Source organism: Micromonospora sp. NPDC049903 (genome assembly GCF_044460945.1).
Classification (GTDB): Bacteria; Actinomycetota; Actinomycetes; order Mycobacteriales; family Micromonosporaceae; genus Micromonospora.
In genome coordinates, this window is the sequence record NZ_JBITKL010000014.1 from 145,252 (window position 1) to 166,614 (window position 21,363).

11 protein-coding genes are annotated in these 21,363 nt (G+C 71.4%); 9 read left to right on the forward strand and 2 right to left on the reverse strand.

Features of this window, described 5'->3' with window-relative positions; translation table 11 throughout:
• Positions 1-86 precede the first annotated feature (86 nt).
• Together ACIBO1_RS21295 and ACIBO1_RS21300 are read left to right on the forward strand one after the other, a co-directional pair.
• Positions 87-416, forward strand: a complete 330-nt coding sequence (locus ACIBO1_RS21295; RefSeq protein WP_131057127.1) for a WXG100 family type VII secretion target — start codon at positions 87-89, stop codon at positions 414-416.
• A gap of 14 nt (positions 417-430) precedes the next feature.
• Complete coding sequence (locus ACIBO1_RS21300) at positions 431-721, forward strand: WXG100 family type VII secretion target (RefSeq protein ID WP_396749110.1); 291 nt, start codon at positions 431-433, stop codon at positions 719-721.
• Between the two features lie 81 nt (positions 722-802).
• Here ACIBO1_RS21300 and mycP read toward each other — a convergent pair whose 3' ends face one another.
• The gene (mycP, locus tag ACIBO1_RS21305) at positions 803-2,101 is read right to left on the reverse strand and encodes a type VII secretion-associated serine protease mycosin (RefSeq protein ID WP_396749113.1); all 1,299 of its coding nucleotides are present in this window, start codon (positions 2,099-2,101) and stop codon (positions 803-805) included.
• A 189-nt stretch (positions 2,102-2,290) separates the two neighbouring features.
• Here mycP and ACIBO1_RS21310 point away from each other — a divergent pair, with 189 nt between their 5' ends.
• Genes ACIBO1_RS21310 through ACIBO1_RS21335 form a run of 6 tightly spaced genes read left to right on the forward strand, consistent with a single transcriptional unit; the run spans position 2,291 to position 19,692 of the window.
• The gene (locus tag ACIBO1_RS21310; protein ID WP_350699159.1) at positions 2,291-2,683 is read left to right on the forward strand and encodes a YbaB/EbfC family nucleoid-associated protein; all 393 of its coding nucleotides are present in this window, start codon (positions 2,291-2,293) and stop codon (positions 2,681-2,683) included.
• Entirely contained in the window at positions 2,680-3,021 is a 342-nt protein-coding gene (locus ACIBO1_RS21315) for a hypothetical protein (RefSeq protein ID WP_396749116.1), read from the forward strand. The genes ACIBO1_RS21310 and ACIBO1_RS21315 overlap by 4 nt, the downstream gene beginning before the upstream one ends.
• 45 nt (positions 3,022-3,066) lie before the next feature.
• Complete coding sequence (locus ACIBO1_RS21320; protein ID WP_396749118.1) at positions 3,067-17,535, forward strand: toxin glutamine deamidase domain-containing protein; 14,469 nt, start codon at positions 3,067-3,069, stop codon at positions 17,533-17,535.
• Between the two features lie 32 nt (positions 17,536-17,567).
• Entirely contained in the window at positions 17,568-18,410 is an 843-nt protein-coding gene (locus tag ACIBO1_RS21325; RefSeq protein ID WP_396749120.1) for a DUF6406 domain-containing protein, read from the forward strand.
• Positions 18,407-19,042, forward strand: coding sequence for a hypothetical protein (locus ACIBO1_RS21330; protein ID WP_350699149.1), 636 nt, complete (start codon positions 18,407-18,409; stop codon positions 19,040-19,042). Before ACIBO1_RS21325 ends, ACIBO1_RS21330 begins: the two co-directional genes overlap by 4 nt.
• Before the next feature lie 20 nt (positions 19,043-19,062).
• Positions 19,063-19,692, forward strand: coding sequence for a hypothetical protein (locus tag ACIBO1_RS21335; RefSeq protein WP_396749123.1), 630 nt, complete (start codon positions 19,063-19,065; stop codon positions 19,690-19,692).
• A 35-nt stretch (positions 19,693-19,727) separates the two neighbouring features.
• Here the strand turns inward: ACIBO1_RS21335 and ACIBO1_RS21340 are convergent, their stop codons facing one another.
• Positions 19,728-20,270: a hypothetical protein gene (locus ACIBO1_RS21340; protein ID WP_396749125.1), complete on the reverse strand. Its 543-nt coding sequence runs from the start codon at positions 20,268-20,270 to the stop codon at positions 19,728-19,730.
• 66 nt (positions 20,271-20,336) lie between these two features.
• Between ACIBO1_RS21340 and ACIBO1_RS21345 the strand changes: the two genes are divergently transcribed.
• A complete protein-coding gene (locus ACIBO1_RS21345) occupies positions 20,337-20,588 on the forward strand; it encodes an SCO4848 family membrane protein (protein ID WP_396749127.1) in 252 nt (83 codons plus the stop codon).
• Positions 20,589-21,363: the final 775 nt, after the last annotated feature.

A 21,363-nucleotide genomic window follows, 5' to 3' on the forward strand; every position in this document is an offset into this window, starting at 1 on the left:
CGTACGACGATGGTGCGTGAGCGCCGACTGACACGCCGCCCCCGGTGACGCGGGGCGATCGAACGAGGACGGGGGTGACTTCCGCCATGTCGATGAATACCGACACCGGCTTGATGCTGAAGACCGAGGGTGACGTCGATGCCGTCGCCGACCGGCTCACCGGCAACCTCAACTCGCTGATGGACCAGCTCGCTCCGCTGTACGACCAGTGGAAGGGTGCTGGCGCGGGTTCCTTCCACCAGGTTCGGGAGCGGTTCGACCAGGACATGGCCCGGCTCAACGTCGCGCTGCGCGCGATCGCCGAGGCGGTGGGATCGGCCGGTAAGGACTACGACGTCAGCGACGAGGAGATCCGGTCGGACATGGAGGGCGCGGGCGCGACCGCCGGCCAGATCACCGCGGCGCTGAAGCTCTGACGGGGAGATAAGTCATGACGGAGATTCGGTACAACTTCGCCGGCCTGAACGCGGCGGCGGACAGCTGTGGTGGTGCGGTCCGGAACATGACCGGCGAGCTGGACGGGCTCAAGTCCGGCATCGCCCCGCTGCTCGCCACCTGGGACGGCGACGCCCGCGAGGCGTACTTCCAGCGGCAGGGCGAGTGGGAGTCGGCCGCCAACGACCTGCGTGACCTTCTCACCCGTATCGAGCGCGCGCTGCGCGAGTCGGCGGGCAAGATGCAGGCCCGCGAGGCGGCCAACCGCCAGAAGTTCGGCGGCTGACCCCGCCACCGAGAGACACCTCGACGGCCCGGCCCTGTGCCGGGCCGTCGGCGTCTCAACCTCTCTTGAGAGCCGCGCTGCTCAGCCGCGTGGCGTCGACGTCGGCACCCGGAAGAACGCCTCCTCGGGCTCGTCGATCTCGGGCATCGGGGTGGGTGGCGCGGACGGCCGGGTGGGCTGCCACCGGGTGCGTCGCCCGCGCGGCAGCAGTGCCGCCAGTACCGCCACGCCGACCGCGAGCACGGCCAGCGGCAGGCCGATCCAGAGCGCCCACCGGCCGAAGACCGCCCACCGTTCCTCACGGGCCGCCGCTGCGGCGTCATAGGGCACGTCGGGCAGCGGAGGCTGGGCCACCGGTGGCGCGCTGGTCAGCCGCTCGGTGACCGCGCGGTACGGATTGACGACTCCACTGCCGTACCCGGCTTCGGCGTCGCCACGGGCCGGGTCGGCGGTGGCCAGGATCCGGCGGGTGACCTCCTTGGCCGACAGGTTCGGCTCCGCCGCGCGGATCAGCGCGGCGGTGGCGCTCACCATCGGGGCGGCGAAGCTGGTGCCGTCCCAGACGCTGTGGCCGAACACGCGGGTGGCGGCCACCACCGCCCCTCCCGGAGCGACGACGTCCACGTACGGCCCGATCTGGGACTGCCTGATCCGGGCCCCGTTCTGGTCGACGGCGCCCACGCCGATCACCCCGTCGAAGTCCGCCGGGTACGGCACCGGGTCGGGACGGGCGCCGTCCTGGTGCTGGTTGCCTGCGGCGGCCACCAGCACGACGTCCCGGTCCACGGCGTACTTGACGGCCTGCTCGACGTCCTTGTCCCAGTAGTAGAGCGTCACCGACATGTTCACGACCTTGGCGCCATCGTCGACCGCCCGCCGGATCGCCCGGGCGAAGACCTCGCCGGTGACGGTTTCGCCACCGGTCCCCGGCTGCTCGTTGGCGTTGCGCTCGCTGACCCGGATCGGCACGATCGTGGCGTCTGGAGCGAGGCCGTAGAACCCGACCCCCTCCATCCGACCGGCCGCGATGATGCTGGCCACTGCGGTGCCGTGGGAGACGCAGTCCACATCGCCCCCCGGTGCGCCACGCAACGCGTCGAACCCGGTGGCCACCCGACCGGCCATCTGCGGGTGGGTGCTGTCCGTGCCGGAGTCGATCACGGCGACCTTCACCCGTGCGCCGGTGCTGAACGGCCAGACCCGCTGCGGTGCCAACCACCGCTGGTGCCACGGGGTCTCGATGTTCATCTCTCCCGGATCGCTGGGATTCCGGCAAATCGTCGGATCGGCCCGGGCCGGGGTCGGAGCGGGTGCGGTCACCATCGTGGCCAGGACGGCTCCCACGAGGGCAAACGCCGCCATCGGACGGTCACGGAACATTGCCTGCCCACCTCCCCGTCGACCGGTGCGGGTGCATCCTAACGACGCTCGGCCGCAGACCGACCACCCCGATGTCGCGCCCATTCAGTATGGTCGAGTCGCCACGCCCAAGGCGCGGGCGAGACGTGGACGTTCGCGGGAAGGGACGTGCGCGGGAAGGGGCTGGACGTGCGCGGGGAGGGACACGCCATGGACGTACAGGCGCTGCGCGCGCGTGCCGACGAACTGATGGCTCAGTTCGAGCGGATGCGTTCCGGTGTGGGTGATCTCCAGCAGAAGATCAAGGCGGTGAAGGCCACGGTCACCTCCGACGACGGCCTGGTCACCGTGACCGCCGGGCCCCGTGGGCAGGTGACGAAGGTCGAGTTCGACCCGCGCATCTATCGTCGGCCGGATTCCAAGGAGCTGTCCGCCACCGTCACCGAGACGATCCGCCGGGCGAGCGAGAAGGCCATGGCCGAGGTCGAGCAGCTCCTCCAGCCGTACGTGCCGGACAGCCAGTTCCAGGCCTACATCGACCACGATCTCGATGGGATCTTCCGACAGCTGGACAGTGACCTGCCCGGGGAGGAGAAGCGGTGAGCGAACTGCGCGAGACCTTCGTCAAGCCCGACGCGGCTCTGGACGGTGCCAACCAACTGGGCTCCGCCGGTGCCCTGCTGGCCATGCGCTTCCGGAGTGCGGCCACGACGATCGAGACGCTCAACGGCGGTCGGCCGTGGGGCGACGACGAACCGGGCAACGAGTTCAACAAGAACTACCTCGGCGGTGACAACCAGCCGGCGCAGAAGGTCCTTGAGATGGGCCACGGTCTGGTGCCGGTGGTGGAGCTGCTGGGCCCGACCGTCAAGGGTGCGGTCGAGGGCACCGTCGACGTCGACGACATGACCCGGACGCTGTTCGGCGGCGAAGAGAAGTAGCCGGCGGCCGTACACCGGTCGACATCGGACGGAAGGGCACGCGGGGTGGCGGTACCCAATCCCAGGAACTCGCTGGGCGAGTACGCGTGGGTCTGGGATGCCATCTGCTGGGTGAGCGCGGGCGAGGCGTGGCCCAGCGGCGACGAAGACAAGATGCGGGAGCTCGCCGACGCCTGGCAGGTGATGGCGGACGCGATCACCGAGGCGTTGGGCGAGGCCGACCCGGCGGTCATGAAGATCCTGCAGGCCTGGGGCGGCGGTGCCGGCGAGGCGTTCGGCGGGCTGTGGAACCAGATCGCCGTCGACCCGAACACCGGCCTGCCGCTGATGCAGGAGGTCGCCGCAGCATACGCCGCCGGCTGCGACCAGGCCGCCCTGGAGATCGAGTACGCCAAGCTGACCGTACTCATCGCGGTCTTCATCACCGTCATCGCGGTCTTCGTCGCGCTGCTGATGGCCTGGCTGGGTGGTGTGTCGGCCGGCGCGATTCCGGGCATCCTGGCGGCCGGACGGCAGGCCGTGACGGTCGCCTTCCGCCGGTTGATCGCCCAGATGGGCCGGCAACTGCTCACCCGCGCCGGCATGCAGACAGCCCTGCGCGCCGCCGGCACCCGGCTTGGGCAGATCGTCAGCAGTCAGGGATTCCGTCAGGGGATGACCCGGCTCGGCCTGGAACTGGTCGAGGAGATCGGCGAAGAGCTGATCATCGACGTGGGCGCCCAGGCGTACCAGATGCACACCGGCGAGCGGCGGCAGTGGGACGGCAACCGCACGCTGACCGCCGGGGTGGGCGGCGCGTTCGGCGGTGTGCTCGGCACCGGTATGAGCTTCGCCGGCCGGCGGCTGGCACCCCGGATGCCCTTCTCGTTCAGTCCCTCCGGTCTCACCTTCCCGGGCAGTGGGGTGGTCCGCTGGGGCAGCAGGAGTCTCGCCTCCGGCATGCAGAATGCGGTCGTGTCCCCTGCGGCCAGCGTGCTCGCCAACGGCACGGTCAACGGGCAGTGGGCGATGCCGGGCGCGGAAGCGTTCCTCGGCGGGTTCACCAGCGGCGCCGGCCGCACCGGGTTGACCATGATCGGCAGCAGCATGGGCAACGTGGGTGCGAACGTCACCAACTGGGGCCTCGGCCGGACGGGTGCGGAATTCAACCCGGGCGCCGGTCTCCCGGCGGGCGGGATCGACCCGGCGCTGAACGTCGGCGGCGCCAACGGTCTCGGCAACGTCGGCGGCGTCAACGGCGGCGCGGGCACCGGCTCGGCCGGAGCCGGCTCCACGGGTAGCGGTGCCACGGGTGGCACCAACGGAGGTGCCGCCACCAACGCGACGTCGGGAAGCAGCACCGGCGCGACGAACACCGACACCAGTGGTACGGCGTCCGGCGCGACCGGCAGCACCAGTGCCGATTCCGGCGCGACGGTCACCGGTGGCGCCGACGGTGCGTTGAACGTCCCCGGCGACGGGAACATCGACACCACTCCCGTAGACACCGTGCCGGACAGTGGCTCAGGCTCTATCAGCCTCGCGCCGCCTAGCGCCGACGCGGCGGTCACCTCGCCGGCCGACACCTCGGCGGTCCCGTCGGCCGACGGGGCTACGACGGGTACTCCGACCACGACGGACAGCGTGACCGGAACTCCGGTCGGTGTCGTCGCCGAGGGCCCGGCCACGGCGCCTGCCGGCGACACCGCCGCTACGAACCCACCCACCAGCGACACCACGACGCAGCGTGTCCCGGACGGGCAGGTCGCCCCGACCCCCGATTCGGTCGGTGCCGACCGGCTCGGCAGCGGCTCCACCGATAAGGCCAGCGGTGGACCGGTGACGGCTCCGGGGCCGGAAGCGGGTACCACCACACCCGGAGACGGCACGGCCGGACCCGCCCGCAGCGTGACCGAGACACCCACCACGGACGGCTTCGCCGACACCAGGTCTGTCGATGTTCGCGTCGATCCCACCGTCGCGGACACGCCACCAGCCGTGCTTTTCGGCAACTCGGTCACCGCGCCGCCGGCTGCTCAGACGCCGGGCAATGTCGCTCCGACGGTCCCGTCCGCCGCGAACTCGGCTCCCCCGGCCGGATCTACGGTGTCCACCGGTCCTCAGGTGGTGGCGGGCCCCAACGCCGCATCGCCGGCCAACACCGCACCGCCGACCACCACCGCCGGCCCGCCGACGACCGGCACGAACAATGCGGCCACCACCACTGCGCCCAGCACCACCAACCCCACCGCGCAGCCGGCGGCGAACCGTACGCCTCCGGTCGGGCCGACCGTCAATCCGGCGGCGGCGAACTCGGCGGGATCGGTCTCGCTGTCCCCGTCCACCGGCCCGACCTCCACCAGCCCCAACCAGCCCGGCACCGGCCCCCAGCAGAGCGCACCCAACCAGCAGGCCACTCCGGCCCAGGGCGTGCCGGCCCAGCAGGACACCACGAGCCGCCCGGACAACCGACCCGCTCCGGGCCGGACGGACGCGGGTGTGCCGACCGCACCCACGGTGCCGGCCCAGACGGCCGGCAGCGATCCGGCAGCCACCACCGTCGACACCAGCGGGCCGACCGCTCCCGACACCGCCGGCGATCCTGCGCTGGGGCGGACCGACCAGGTCTCGCAGACCGACGGGCCGGTCGTCGTTCCTGTTCCGGGCAGTACGGGCAGCACCGTCCACAGCGGGCCGGTCGGGCCGGTGGGACCGGGTATGGACACCGGGCAGGTGAACCCGGACACCCTCAGGCGGTCGGACTCACCGACCGGCCGGGGTACGCACAGCTGGCAGCTCGATCCGACATCGGTGGATGGTGACCCTGCAGGTCCAGATGCTCAACGCAGCCTCGTAGAGGCTTCGCGGACGCTGGCCGAGACCGTCCGAAGAGCGATCAAAAGCGCGGTTGTTTCCAAGAGCAAACAGCCGGGTATGGCTGGAGCGCTACTCATGCCCGGTGGTGTCATTACGACCCACACCAGCATGACTGCAGACAGGAGCACCAGTCCTCCAACGCAGCCTGCAGTGCACCCCCTTGCCCAGGCTGCGCTTGATCGTATTGCAGCGCAACTCGGTAAAGGAAAGGGAGGAGGCCATGGGAAATGTGCCGAGGTAGCTCTGGTTTCCGATCAGCTTTACCAGATCGAGCAGCAGTGGCACGACGCGGGAAAACCCGGCGCCTTTGAGCAATACGCGCTGACAGCACTGGACGGCGCCAAGATCGTCACTCACCAGGTTAAGTCCGCATGGGTAGATGGTGTTCCCTATGAGCTTGGGCACTATCGGCCGCCTTGCCGGTCGTGCGCACACTTTCTGCCGCAGTTCAATGTAGAGCCATTAACAGACTCAGAACGGAGCGTCGATACATATCAACCACCGGTGCCCGGATTGGTGGGTAACGGACGACCGCTGAGCGAGACTCGACCGTATGGGCGACCGGAGGGTCTGGTAGCGCCGCAGCAGGCCGACCAGGATGCTCTAGCCGATGCCGTGCCCCGAGAACCGGTAACCGGACGCCCGACGCCCTACCCGGATCCCCGTCTTGGAGTTTGGGCTGGACTACTGAACGACGGTGGTCCCACCGTGCCAGGTCGGAGTACGAATTGCGCGGACGTCGGCCTTTCTGTCCTTTCAACCTGGTACGGCCGTCCAGAAGTGGCAGCGCTGACGGAACCTTCGGCAGAGGCAGAGCTTGGCAGTACTGCTCGTCAGGAACAGGCATTGCAGGCACGCTTCTCCCATCAGGGAAGCGGCAATACGGCTCTGGAGGCCGTTGCGGCGCGGCTTCTTGAGGCGGGACCCGGCTCGGCGGCCCTGGTCGCGGCCAACCTTTCGGATTCCGACGAGCGTGGGCACACATGGAACGCCGTCAACCACGAGGGCACGATCATCTGGCTCGATGGCCAAAACGCGACCTTGTCTGACGGTGAGCCTCTGTACGCCGACAGGGTGGGCGACGTCTGGGTCATCGTCCTCGACGCCGAGGGCGACCCGGTCCTGCCGACGCAGACCGACGGCACCACGAGCGCGGTCCTGCCGCCGGATTCGACCGCGTCGGACGACGGGCCGAGGATCGAGCAGAGCATCGATCCGGCGTCGGTGGTCGACCCGAGGTTCACCGATCCGAACGCCGCGATCTGGCCTGACATGCAGGGCTGGCCGATGCCGGACACCCGGCAGTACGGGCCGGAGCAGTTGGCGCCGCTGGAGGATCCGCGCTATCAGGACGACGTCGCGGACAGCCTGTGGACCCCCGAGGGGTACGCGGTCTTCGCCGACCCGTCCACGCACCCGTACGGGCGGTTGATCAACGATGGTGGGCCGGACCAGCCAGGGCGGAGCAACAACTGCGTCGACTCCACGCTCGCCGCGCTGGCCAGCTTCTACGGTGATCCGCAGGTGTCCCACCCGCGCTGGCCGGATCGGCTCGACGACGGTTCCATCGAGGCCGAGTTGGGCGAGCTGGCCGGCGTCGACCGGATCGCGAACTGGATCGGTGGCGACTGGGTCGGTGACGGTGCCAACGACGCGATGCCGGGTACGCCCGCCGAGCGGGCCGAGGCGATGGCCGACCGGTACGCGGAGCTGTACCAGAGCGTCCGCGACGCGGGGCCGGGCGCGGCGGCGGTGGTCGTGGTGGACTGGGTGCAGTTCGACGGGAACGCGGCTCCGCTGCTCGACGCCGCCGGTCACACCCAGGCGGCGGCCCAGCATGCTTTCCTGCTGGTGTACCCGGACGGCGCGGACGGGCCGGTGTGGTGGGACCCGCTGTACGCCAGCACCACCACCGACCCGCACCCCGGCGACTATGTTGGACTGACGCACAACCTGTGGTCGATGGAGGTGCACCCCGGTTATGCCGATGAGCAGGGAGGAAGCCCAGCAGCTGATGACTCGGCTGCTCGGGACGGACAACCCGGTGGCGGTCTTCCCGTTCGAGTTCGGCTGGGCAGCCCAGGAGACGCTCTCCCCGCAGCAGCGGGCCCAGGGACGACAGATGGGCCAGGGGGTCTTCATCATCGACCGGACGGGAGTGGTGACCGCGCATCCCAGCCTGCCGCCACCGTTGGTCATGAAGCGGTACACGACGGCCCGCCGGGAGGGCCGGATCACCGGCCGCCAGGTCTGGCCGACGGAGGACCCGACGGCCTGACCGACGTCGGTCCCGCGCCGTCGCTGCCGGAGAGCCGGCGGTACGGGCCGGGCGAGTTGGCACCACTCGAGGATCCGCGCTTCCAGGACGATCTGGCCGCGAGCCTGGCCACACCGGAGGGGTACGCGGTCTTCGCCGACCCGTCCACGCACCCGTACGGTCAGTTGGTCAACGATGGCGGGCCGGAGCAGCCGGGCCGGGCCAACAACTGTCTCGACGCGTCGCTGGCGGCCCTGGCCAGCTTCCACGGCGACCCGCAGGTGTCGGTGCCCCGCTGGGCGGACCGCGCCGACGACGGCGCTATCGACCTGGTCTCCGGTGAGCGGGGCGGCCTCCAGCGCGCCGAGGCGTGGATCGGCGGGGAGTGGATCGGCGGGCCGGACATCCTGCCCACCGACCTGTCGGCCCGGACCGAGGCGGTCGCCGACCAGTACGCCGACCTCTACCAGCAGGTGGCGGAGGCCGGGCCCGGCGCATCGGCGCTGGTGGTGGCCGACTGGGTGTACGTCGACGCTGCCGGGCAGCCCGTCCTGGACGCCAGCGGTCAGTTGGACATCGACGGTGCCCACGCGTTCGTGATCGTCTTCCCGATCGGCGCCGACGCGCCGGTGTGGTGGGATCCGCAGAGCGGGACGACGTCGACGGACATGCCGGCTGCGGACATCCGGGAAACCCATGCCCTCTGGGCGATGATGATGCCTGACGGAGAGGGGCGAGTTGACCGAGGACGAGGCGCTGACACTGATCAGCCGTCTGCTGGCGACCCGGAATCCGATCGTGCTCCGGGAGTTCGAGTTCGGCTGGCTGGCCCGGGAGAGACTCTCGGAGCAGGAACGGGCCTCGGGGACGCACGTGGGCCAGGGGAGCTACATCATCGACCGCTCGGGAGTGATCACCGTTCACCCCAGCCTGCCGCCCCGGCGGGTCATGCAGGAGTACGCCCAGGCGCGACGCGAGGGACGGACCAGGGGCCGGCAGGTGTGGCCCGAGGCGGAACCGACAGCCTGACCGGACCGGCCGACCGGACCGAGGTCGGCGACGCCCGGGCGAACGGTGACCGCGCCGGCACGGTGATCACCGCCAGCGCGCTGCCCGGTACAGACTTCCACGGTCAGGGCCGGGCGGACCCGGACCCGGACGCGGTGCTGGACCGGGCCCGTACGGTCGCCGGCCAGGTGGCGACCCACGCCGGGGTCACCGAGGTGTCGATCCGCCCGGACGGTACGTACCAGGTCACCCGGGCCGACGGCAGCACGTTCACGCTCCGCCTGACAAGTGGGCCGGTGGCGGACGGCGCGGTGGCGACCGGCCGGTTCGGTAGCGACGGCGTCGCCGTGGTGACGCTCTCGGACCAGGCCGCTGACCGGGTGGTCGAGCGGGCGCTGGCGCACGAGGTGGCCGAGCTGTCGGCCCTCGGGCGACCGATGGACCCGGGAGCACCGACGGTCGCCCCGCTCTCGCCCGCCGACCTTGCCGAGCTGCGGACCGCCGCGCACCAGGTCGCCGTCGCCGACCGCTGGTCGTTGGGCGCGGCCCGACGCGAACTGGCCGCAGTGGTCGACCGCCTGGGCCTGCGGGACGGCATGCTCGGCGCGGAGCAGCGCCTCGCCGGAGTGCCGGATGCGACGCGCACCGCCCTGACCGAGGTGTACCCGGACTGGTACACCGACCGCAGGGGCAAAGCGCTGGACCGTCTGCCCGCCGCGCCGACCAGCGACCCCCGTCCGACCGGTCTGCCCCGGCTGCGTACGTATGTGATCACCCACTTCGCCACCAACTCGCTGCTCGCCGCGTTGGCGGTGAAGCTGACCGTGGACGCCGGTCGACCGGAGCTGGCACTGATGCTCGGCGTCGGAGGGGCGATCGGCGCGGTCGCCACCGGCCCGGCGAAATGGCTGGCGAAGCGGGTCGGTCTGGCCGCCGAGGACCGTCGGGCCCGGCACGACGCACGTCAGGACGCTCGCTCCGCCGCCGACTCCGATCTCACCACGGGCCGCGAGGTCGCCGGCCGGGCCGACGACGTGGGTGCCTCGACCCGGGCGGCCGATTCGGCGACTGCCAGCCTGGAGAGCCACGTCGAGGCGCTCGGGCAGCGGCTCGATGCCGGGGAGCGCCGCCGTCGACTGATCGGCCGGCCGCGACGTTTCGCCCCGCCGGATCCCGGCCCGTCGGCGGGCACCGCCCCCGCACCGACCACCAACCGGCCCGGCGATCCGGCCGCGACGACGGCCTCCCCCGACCCGGTCGGCCTCACCCCGCACGAACAGGGGCGGCTCGCCGAGTTGCGGGCCCTCGCCGCGCAACGCGACGCCGCATCGACGTTCGCCCGTCCCCGGGTGACCCGCGAGATCCGGGGCCTGCTCGACGCACTTGGTCTGCGGCAGGACACGCCCGGCGTCGCGCAGCGTCGGGAACTGTTGCCGGAAGACCTCCGGTCGATGGCGGACCGCTTCGGTGGTACGCGTACGGCGATGGTGCGGCACCGGCTGGCGGCGGTCGCGGACGGGCGACCGGCCGAAGGGGACCGGCCCGGCAAGGTGGCGCCCTGGTGGATGGGCACCGTGGAGAACACGCCGAGCGTGCTCGCCGCAGGCAGCATCGCCGTCGTCGGTGACCTGATCGGCCAACTGAGGCTCGGTTGGTTCGCGATCACCGCCGGTCTGACCGCGATGGCCAGCGGGGCCGTGGTCGACCCGATCATGGCCCGTCGTGAGGCGGCGGCCAAGGACGCCCGCGACGCCTGGGACACGGACCACCCGGCGATGCCGGCGGACGCCCAGCTCACCCAGCTCACCGAGGCCGTGGCCGGTCCGGTGGACCTGGTGACCGAACGGGTCGCGGACGTCTCCCGCCGCGCCGCCGACCTGGAACAGCGGGTGGCCGACCTCGACCGGCGGCTGGCCGAGTCGCACCGCCGCAACGGGGCCGCCGACTCGTTCCGGCGACTGCTCTTCGGCGACCCGGCCTGGGCGGGGCTCACCGCCCCCGACGCCACGTCGTCGGCCCGACCCGGCGATCCGGCGGGGACTGTCACGACCACCGCTGATCCGTCGACCGGTACCCGCGATCCCGGCGACGCGGCGGCGCTCACGCAGCTCGCCGAGTTGGCGGCCCAGCACGACGCGGCCAGCGGTCCGGCCCGGATCCGACACGCCCGTCACCTGCGGGCGTTGCTGGACCAGCTCGGCCTGCGCGACGGCACTCCCGGGGCGGAGCAGCGACGCGAGCACCTGCCGGCCGAGCTGCGGCAGGTCGCGGAGCGCCACGGCCGTCGACTGCTGGCCGACCGGATGGCACGGATCTTCGTCGGCCGACCGGCCGACGCCACGGACAGCGACGCCCGGCCGAGCAATGTGCCGAACGCCGGTGTGTACGCGGTGGAACAGAGCCCCGGGCCGCTGGTACAGGCCGCCACCACCGTCGGTCTGGCAGGTGTCGTCCAGGTCGCGGCCGGGGCGGGACCGCTGAATATGGCTGCCGGTGGCGTCCTCGGGCCGGTCCGCGACCTGGCGCTGAAGCGGATGGAGACCAGCGTCAAGGACGCCCGCCGCAAGTGGGACCTGGACCATCCGAACCCGGCGGCGGACTCGTCGGCACGGGTGGACCGGCTCGCCGCACCGACCGAGGTCGTCGTCGCCGACGCGGCCCGTCGGCTCCGGGTGGCGGTGGCGAACCTCGACCGGGTCACCGCGGCGGTCGACCGACTGGCGGCGCAACGCTCGGAGACCGGACCGCCGACACCGACCCCGCCGCCCTCCCAGGACGGCGACACCGCCACGACCGAGGGCCGCGACGTCCTCAGCCGAGCCGACTCGTGGGAACTCCAGGTCGCCCGGAGCCACGTACGCAACGCCGACCCGATGTCCCTCAAGCCCGCCCTGCGCGAGCTGTACGCGGTCATCGACCGACTCGGTCTGCGCGAGGGCATGTTCGGCCGGGCGGAGCGGCTGGCCCAGTTGCCACCCGAGGCGCGCCAGGTGGTCGTCGACTACGGCGGCGACCGGGCCAGCCGGTCGGTCCGGCTCCGGACGCTGCGCGCCGAACAGAGAGGCGTCGACCGTCCGCCGGGCGTGCCGAGCCTGAAGGCGTACCTGCGTGCCAGCATCGCCACGACCGGTCTGGCCGCCGCAGGGGGTACCGCGATCGCGATCGCCCTGTCGAGTCCGCTCGCCCCGATCATCCCGGTCGCCGCGCTCGCCGCCGTTCCGGTGATCGGCGCCGCCAAGTGGTACGCGAAACGGGCCGGCCTCGCCGCCGACGACGTACGGACCCGGTTCGACGCCCGTAGTGACGCCCGGTCGGCGGCCGACCGGGTGGACCAGGTCGTCGACCAGTTGCAGGAACCGGTCCGGGAGCTCGAACAGGCGACCGCCGACCTGGAGGCCCGGCTCGACGCGGCCGAGTCGGCGGCCGACCGGCTCACCGAGCGCCTGGCCGGGGCACAGCAGCGCAACGGCGTGCTTGGGCGTCTCTTCGGTGCCTTCCAGCGCTCCGCCGACCCGGCCGCCGACCCGGCCTCGCCGGATCCTGCCGCCCCTGACCCTGCCGCCCCTGACCCGACCGCTCCGGACCCGACCTCGCCGGACCCGACCGCCGGTCGGCCGGACGGGGGGACCGACCCGGACTCGGGCCGGATCACCGCAGCTCCCGTACCGAACTCCGGGTTCCACGGACTGGGCCGTCCGACCGCCGACCCGGCGGCCGTACTCGACCTGGCGCGGGCCGCCCTGCCGCAGATCGCGCCGTACGCCCAGGTGGACGCCGTGGTGCAGGTCGGTCCGGACCTGTTCGAGATCCGCGCGGCCGGGCAGTACCCGCTGACGGTGCGCCTCACCACCGGCCCGATGACCGACGGCGTGGTGGCCCAGTCGACCCGCGAGCCCGACGGGACCTTCACCGTCACCGTGTCCGACCGGGCCGTCGACCAGGTCGTGGCGCGGGCACTCGCGCACGAGGTGGCCGAGCTGGTGGCCCTGCACGAGTCCGGGCAGGCACTCGTCGGGCCGCTGGACCCGGGCAACGTGGACGGCCGGATCGACCCGGCCGGGCTCAGCGCCCACGACCTCGGCCGGATGGCCGAGATCCGCCTGCTCGCCGCCGCGTACGCCGACGCCGACCCGGCCGGGCGGCTCGCGCTCCGTACCGAACTCGACGCCCTCGCCGCCCACCTCGGCCTACGGGTGGGCGATCCGGACGTCCGGGACCGGTGGGCGCTGCTCCCCGGCGACGTGCTGGCCCACCTGGTGCAGCTCAGCCTGCCCGCCCTCACTCCGGACGCGGTGTCGGCGGTGCTGGCGGGCGCACCGACCCTGACCGAGGTCGAGCGGGTTCGCATGTTCGACTACCGGGCTCAACTGGCACCGGACTTCCAGGTGCCGCAGCAGGCGGATCTGACGGCGCGGCTGCGGGAACTCGCCGTCGAGGTCGAGTGGGCACAGGCCGGGCTGCCCCGAATGCCGTCCTTCGCGGGACAGATCGTCGGCCTGCGCCCCGGACAGATCGGACGGATCCGGGCGGTCGATCCCGGCCTCGCCGACCGAGTCGCCCGTGACGGCGTCTACGTCGACGTGGCGGGCCGTTACGACCTGCGCCCGTACATGGTGAACGGCGTTCCGGAGATCGACCTCGGCGCGGCCCGGCCGGCGTTCGACCTGACCACCGAGTCCGGCCGGCGGGCCCAACTGCACGAGGACCGGCAACGTGCCCATGCCGCCCTACGGGCGCTGCACGGCGACCAGGCCGCCGTCCTGCTCGCCGACCACGAGTTCCACTACCACGGCACGGCCCGCTGGATGGGGCTGGTGCCCGACGTCCTGACCGAGGCGCTGCGCGCCATCACCCCCGTGCCACGGGACCGCGTCGTCGCCGCCGAGACCGTCCCGACCCAGGAGCCGTCCGGGGACGTTTCGGTCACCGCGGACCGGGTCACGCTCCCCTCCGACACAGCCGGCGGCGGACCGGTCTACGGCTCGCCGCGCGATGCTCGCACCGGCCAACCGGCGCCACTGTTCGACGGTCCGCCGAAACGGGAGGACGTGCAGCAGGGTGGGCTGGGTGACTGCGGCATGATCGCCGTGATCGGCTCGGTCGCCGGTCACCTGCCGGACACCGTCGCGCAGATGTTCCAGCCGAACCCGGACGGCTCGGTGGACGTGCTGCTGCACGAGACCGACGGGTCGGGCAGCACGAGTACCCCCACCGGACGCAGGCTACGGGTCACCGTGTTCCCGGATGTACCCGTGCTCGCCTCCTCGAACGGACGCAGTGCCTACGCCGACCAGTCGACGGTCGGCACGTCCTGGGCCTCTCTGCTGGAGAAGGCGATCGCGGCGGTCGACCGCACCTGGACCCCGCAACGCCACGACCAGTGGCAGCGCGGGTGGAGTGCCCGACCCGACGTGGGCGCCGCCCAGGCCGCCCCACTCGGCTACGCCCGGCTGGACAACGGCAGCACCCACCACATGCAGGCGGAACTACTCAGCCAGCTCACCGGCCTGCCGACCAGGGTGAACCAATTCGACCCGACACCCGGACGGGAGTCCGACGCCCAGGCCCGACTGGCCGAGCTGCTCGCCGCCGGCAGCCCGGTGATCACCGGTACTCGTCCGGCCAAGAGCTACGAGTCGTACGAGCACGGCAAGCCGCCCCACGGGCTGTACGCCGGGCACGCGTACGAGGTCGTGTCGGTGACCGACGGCAAGGTGCGGCTGCGCAACCCGTGGAACGACAGCCACCCCGAGCCGATGCCGATCCGCGACTTCCTCGACCTGACGACCTCCACGTACGCGCACGTCGAACTGGCCCGCAGCACGGTCACGGCGCTGCCGGACTCCGGGTTCCACGGCCACGGCCGCCCGGTCGCCGACCCCGCGGCGGTCCTGGACCGGGCCCGGCTGGTGCTGCCCACCCTCGCCGAATCGATCGGCGCGACCCAGGTCGTCGCCGTCGGCCCGGACGTCTTCGAGGTGCGGGCCGACGGCCTGGATCCCCTGCGGGTCCGGGTCACCACCGGCGAACTGGCCACCGGCACGGTGGCGCAGACCATCCGCAACCTGGACGGCACCTTCACCCTGACCGTCTCCGACCGGGCCGCCGACAGCGCGGTCGACCGTGCGCTGGCGCACGAGACCGCTGAACTGTTGGCCCGGCACGAGACCGGTGACGCCCAGGTCGGCCTCTTCGACCAGGACGCCGTCGACGGACCGATCGACCCAGCCGGCCTCACCGCCGCCGACCGGGGGCGGCTGGCCGAGCTGCGCGTCATGGCCGCCTGGTACGTGCAGGGCGAACCGGCAACCCGGGTGGCATTGCGCGCCGAGATCGACGCGCTGGTCGACCACCTGGGCCTGCGCTGGGGTACGCCGGACGTACAGGAACGCCTGTCGGTCGTGCCCGGTGACGTCTGGCACCACGTGCTGATGCTCAGCCTGCCGGCGATGACACCGGAGACGGTGACCGACGTCCTGGCGTACCAACCTGACCCGACGCTCGTCGAGCGGTACCGTGCGATCGACTACCGCGATCATCTGGCCCCGGACTTCCGGCCGCCGCCGGAGGCTGCCGAACTGACCGCGAAGCTGCGCGAGTTGGCCGTGCACGGGGAACAGCGCCAGTCCTCGATGCCCCGGATGCCCGCCCTGGCCGGGCAGCTCGTCTATCTGCCGCCGAGCCTGTTGGACCAGATCCGCCAGATCGATCCACGGTTGGCCGACCGGGTGGCCGCCGAAGGCGTCTACGTCGACCTGACCGGCCGCTTCGACCTGCGCCCGTACACCGTCGACGGCGTATCGGAGTTCACACTCGGCTCGTCGGCCCCCGCGTACGACCTGCGCACCCCGGCAGGCCGCCAGGCCCTCCTGGCCGAGGACCGGGTCCGCGTCGACGCCGCCTTCCGGGCCGCCTACGGCACGAATCCTGCCGCGATGGCCGTACTCGCCACCCACGCGTTCCACTACCAGACCGACGCGCGGCGGATGGCGCTGGTGCCGAACGCGCTGACCGAGGCGCTGCGGTTGATGATGCCGCCGGAGACCGAGGTCGACATCGAGGTCACGTCCGTCGACACCGGCAACGAGGTGGTGGTGGCAGCCGACCGGCTCACCCTGCCCGACCTCGATCCCCGACGTCCCGTCGATTACGGGCGACCGATGGACGTCCGGACTGGGCGACCGGCACCGGTCTTCGACGGTCCACCACACCGTGAACAGGTACGACAGGGCATGCTCGGTGACTGCGGAATGCTCGCCAGCATCGCTGCCGTCGCCGGTCACCGGCCGGACGCGCTGGCGCAGCTCTTCCGTACGAATGCTGACGGCACCGTCGACGTGCTGCTGCACGAAAGCACGCTGCTCGGTGAGGCGATGGCGCCCACAGGTCGTCGACTGCGCATCACGGTGACCCCCGACGTACCTCTGCGATCCGTGACGGCCGGATCGACGGCCTACGCCGACCAGTCGATCAATGGGGCGGCCTGGGCCTCCCTGCTCGAGAAGGCTCTGGCGGCCGTCGACCGGACCTGGAGTGCGGAGCAGCGCCAACTCTGGCAGTCGAGATGGCTGACCTGGCACAGCCCGAACGATCCGCACCAGGCGGCGCCGACCGGTTACGCGCGACTGGACGTCGGAAGCACCCCAGACATGCAGGCGCAACTGTTGACCCAGCTCACGGGTGCTCCCAGTCGTGCGTCGACGTTCGACGCCCGCCCAGGACAGGAGGCTGCGGTCGCGGCGCGACTCGGCGAACTGCTGGCCTCCGGCAGCCCGGTCATCACCGGCACGTTGCCCAAGCGGGACTACCCCGAGGAGATCCGTGATGATCTCCCGTTCGGTCTGGTGCCCGGCCACTCGTACGAAGTGGTTGCGGTCGCCGATGGTCGCGTGTCGCTACGAAATCCGTGGAACTTCGATCATCCGGCGGCGATGCCGATCCGGGACTTCCTGAAGCTGGCGAGTGCCTCCTACGCCCATCTGGACATCGCGCCCGCAGTCGCGGCCGGGCCAGCCGAAGCAACCGCCGGCCCGCTCGTCACCGATGCCGCCCCGGCGTGGCTCGGCACGCCTGGTGCCGCGCCGAAGGTGCCTGCTCAGAGAGAGTCGGAACGCTCGTACCGTCATTCGCTCGGTCGCACCTTCCTCGAAGAGCACCCGACGACGGTCGGCTACTTCGCCCTGCTCGGCGCCGACGGTACGGTGAATGGTCTGCTCGTGGTCGTCTCCTCCGAACATGGGCAGCGCACGGCCCACTGGAGCGCCGATGGTGGGCAACCAGGCGTCGGCGGATCGGTGCCCGTGAGTCGGGAGGCCGCCGAACAGCTCGCGCAGGACGTGCTCGGGTTCAGGCTCCCTGAGGAGTCCGTGCTGCACGACATGGTGAACGGCTGACGATGCCGACGACAGGACAGGGAGAACGGCCGTTGCGCTCCTTCACGGGGATCACCTCCATTCCGAACAACGTCCCGGTCGACATCGGGCACGCCCGCCTCGCGGTGCGATGGGTCGACGTGGGGCCGCCGGTGCGCGCCGAAATGATCGTCATTCCGCACTGGGCCGAGGAGTCCACGCATCACGAGGTGAGGCTGGGTGAGACGTTCCCGGTGGGCGACGAGACCTGGCGGTTCGCCGACCTGGACATGGCCAGCGAGGACCAGTGGGAGGTCACGGTTCGCCGGGTGGACGCGAACGAGGTGATGGACCCACCCACCGGACGTCTCTGGAAACCCGCTCGGCTGCGGCCCTACGGCCAGCTCGACGAGGACCAACTCCAGTCGGTCGAATCCGCTCTCGGCCTCCGCCTACCGCCGGACTACCGCCAATGGCTGCGCCGGAACAACGGCGCGCAGCCCGAGGTGCCGCACCACGTACCCGGAGTGCCGTTCGCCCTGACGCCGGAACGTCCGCTGTTCGGAGTGCACCCCGACTACCCGCTCTTCGATCTGGTGTATGCCCAGCGCCGACACCGCGACCTGTGGCTGTCGCCGGCCTGGCTGGTGATCGCGAACGCCTCCGGCGGACTGCTGGTCGTCTCGACGCAGTCGGGCGACTCGATCGTGTACTTCGTTCACGAACTGGACCTGGTCGGCCCGCCCGGTCCACCTGCTTCCCTCGCCCGGGAGCGGAAGCTACGCGGAGTGGCCAGGTCCATGGGCTATCTGCTGGGCCGACTCACCCCCGTGGAGGTCGACCACCTCCCGCCGGCGCAGACGCTGCCACCCGGCACCTTCACCGACCCCCGCAACCACCAGGACGGGCAGCCATGAGTACGCCGACCCCAGAGGCCCTGCTGCTCCCGCTCGGGCAGTTCTTCGGCACCTTCCACCCCAAGGTCGGTGCCTCGGAGCGCTACCAGCGCGTCCGGCTCGGCCCGGACGTCTGGGACCTGGACGATCAACGCTTCGCGCTGTGGGCGCTGGCGCACAGCACCGCCGACCGCGAGGAGGAGCAACCCTGGTCGCTCGCCTCGGTGCGGCAGGCGGCGGCCGTACACCTTCCCGGTGTGGACGTCGAACCGCTTCTCGACAGCCTGCTCACCGAGGGTCTGCTCGCCGAGGTGACGCCGGACACCTCGGCGGCGGTCGACTTCGCCCAGCGGCACCGGCTCGGGTCACGGATGGTGGGGTTGGGCAACAGCGCCGACGAGCCCTGGCTGTGGTCGATCGGCTTCTTCGAGCGGCCGATCGTGAAGGTCACCCGCACCGTGTACAACCTCTGGGAGAGCGGGCGCTCCGGGGAGAGCCTCTGGGACGTGTGCGAGTCGCTGGCCGCCGACGAGCGCGAGAGCGGAGGCACCGACACGGAGTTGACCGAGCCGGAGTTGCTGCTCACCGCGCTCTTCCGTGCCCTGCACCCGTTGCTGCTGGCCAGCGTGGTCTACCTGGAGCCGCAGCCGTGACCGAGACGAGGACGCCGCCGATGACCCAGCCGTTGATCCTGCCGGTCGGCCGCTACACCGGCGAGTTCCATCCGGAGACGGGTGCCCCGGTCGCCTACTACTCGTTGGGCATCGGTCGCCTCGTGGTGACGATGGAGGACCCGCAGGCTTTCGCCGTCTGGGCTGCCGCCCATCCTCCGACCGACGCCACGGCCCGGCCGTGGACCAGGAGCGCGCTGGTGGAGTCCGCCACCGCCGTCGGGGTCACCGATCCGGAGCGGATCGTCGAGGGGTTCCTGGAGGACGGTCTGCTGATCGAGGTGAGCCCGGACGATCCCGACCTGGAGGGGTTCGCCCGGGCGCATCGGGTGTTGCCGCTGATGGTGTCACTCGGCAACAGTCCGGACGACCCGCTGAACTACGGCATCGGCCTGTTCGGTATGGAGCCGGTGATCCGGGTGCCGACCCTCGTGCACGACGTCTGGCAGTGGAGCAGCGTCGGCGACAGCCTGTGGGAGGTGTGCGAGGTGTTCGCCGAGGCCGGCGCACGGGTCGATTTCGTCGACGAGCGGGAGCACGATCCCCGTCACGTGTTGCGGGAGTTCCTCGGGGCGCTGCCCATGCTGCTCGCCACGAACGCCGCCTGCCTAGACGAGGCCCGCGGCCTCTGACCGCGTCACCGCCGTCGGAGGCCGGCGGGGCCGCCTCAGCCGAGCTGCGCCAGCATCCCGGCGTACGTGTCGCGCACCGCCCGCAGCCGGTCCCGGCGGAACCGGCCGGGCTCACGCCGGTGCAGCTGACGCCCCCGGTCACTGTCGAAGGTCTCCGGGGGGACCGTGTCGCCACCCGCCGGGATGAACTTGCCGACCTCGTCGAGCGCGGCGACGGCCCGGGTCAACGCGGCGCGAGCCCGCTGCCCGGCGTCGCCGTCCGCAGGCGTTGCCGGCACCTGTCCGGCGTACGCGTCGGCGACGAGCAGCCATTCGCCCGGGTCAAGCAGCTCGGACGGCTCGTCGCCGCCGTAACGGAACCCGGTGCCCGCCGCGCCGAGTCCCGGCGGCAGCCGGAAGACGAACTCCCGTTCCCGGCCGCACCCCGCGCAGGCGCCGGTGTAGCGACTCGCCAGCTCGCCGTCGGCCAACGCGACGACCGCGCTCTGACGAGGGAACCGGACGTTCCCGCACGAGCAGGGGCGCAGGTCCATGTAGAGGTGCGCCTCCGCGTTGGTGCGGCTCAGCGGCGGGGTCATCGACCCACCGTACCGATCGGCCGATCCGGGCACTGTCCCCGTCGTCCGCTGGCATACTCGCCGACCATGGTGGTGTCGCGTGGCTGGGCCGTGTTCCTCGCAGGTGTGGGCGTCTGGACCTGGGTGATCTGGCCGAGGTTCGCGGTGGCCATCTGGAACGACGAGCGGTCCTGGTCGAGTGGCACGGTCGGTGACTGGCCGGCGACCGGCTTCCTCTGGGTGCACGCGCTGCTGATCGGGACGTCACTGGCGATCGGTACGGCAGTGGGTCTGTTGGGCGTACGCGCCTGGCGGATGTCCCGGCGCGGCCGGCGCTGAGCTGGGCACAAGGTTCGCCCACGAGCCCGCCCGCCCCGGGGCGAGCTGCGGCCCGGTTCCCCTGTGCCGCTGCGTGTGGACCTGGTCGGACGGACCACTTCGGACCGGGGAAGCGTTCGCGGGCACCGGAGTGTGACGGGGACCGCTTCCCCCGGATTTGACGATCAAACCTGTGGACGCGTAACTTTCTCTCTGCCGCTGCGGAACGGGCAAACGGGGCGAAAGCCACGAGGTCCGGACCAGGCGGTGCCGAGTTCAGTGCGGAGTGATCCTCAATGGACGCGGCCCGGGCGGGGCCCGACGAAGACGCCGAGGGGCGGATTTGGCGGAGCGGAACCGACCGGGTAAGGTTCACGACCGGCAGGGAACCGGGCGAGCTAGCGGGAGACCGCAGCGGCCGGCCTGCCAAATCCGACGATCGAGCGAGGCGGTCACCGCTGCGCCTGATCACGGATGCCGAACCGCCAGAAGCGTGACGTACCGGGACACACCGGTTGACACGGGCCAGACGGTAAGGTAACGTAGTAAAAGTGCTCGCCGCGAGGTGAGTGCGGGTTGGTCCCCGGAGGGGTGCCTGCTGATGTGGGTGTTCTGATGGTGTGTGGTTGTTCTTTGAGAACTCAACAGGGTGCTTGATAAGCCAGTGCCAAATTGTTTTATGATGCCCCGTGCCAACTTTCGGGTTGGTGGGGATTCCTTTGGCAACATTTTGTTGCTGGGGTTTGCTTTTCCAATAGGTTTTTGTTGGAGAGTTTGATCCTGGCTCAGGACGAAC

Coding starts and splice junctions, on each gene's coding strand:
- ACIBO1_RS21295 (WP_131057127.1), top strand. CDS start 87: ATGTCGATGAATACCGACACCGGCTTGATGCTGAAGACCGAGGGTGAC.
- ACIBO1_RS21300 (WP_396749110.1), top strand. CDS start 431: ATGACGGAGATTCGGTACAACTTCGCCGGCCTGAACGCGGCGGCGGAC.
- mycP (WP_396749113.1), bottom strand. CDS start 2,101: ATGTTCCGTGACCGTCCGATGGCGGCGTTTGCCCTCGTGGGAGCCGTC.
- ACIBO1_RS21310 (WP_350699159.1), top strand. CDS start 2,291: ATGGACGTACAGGCGCTGCGCGCGCGTGCCGACGAACTGATGGCTCAG.
- ACIBO1_RS21330 (WP_350699149.1), top strand. CDS start 18,407: ATGAGTACGCCGACCCCAGAGGCCCTGCTGCTCCCGCTCGGGCAGTTC.
- ACIBO1_RS21335 (WP_396749123.1), top strand. CDS start 19,063: ATGACCCAGCCGTTGATCCTGCCGGTCGGCCGCTACACCGGCGAGTTC.
- ACIBO1_RS21340 (WP_396749125.1), bottom strand. CDS start 20,270: ATGACCCCGCCGCTGAGCCGCACCAACGCGGAGGCGCACCTCTACATG.
- ACIBO1_RS21345 (WP_396749127.1), top strand. CDS start 20,337: ATGGTGGTGTCGCGTGGCTGGGCCGTGTTCCTCGCAGGTGTGGGCGTC.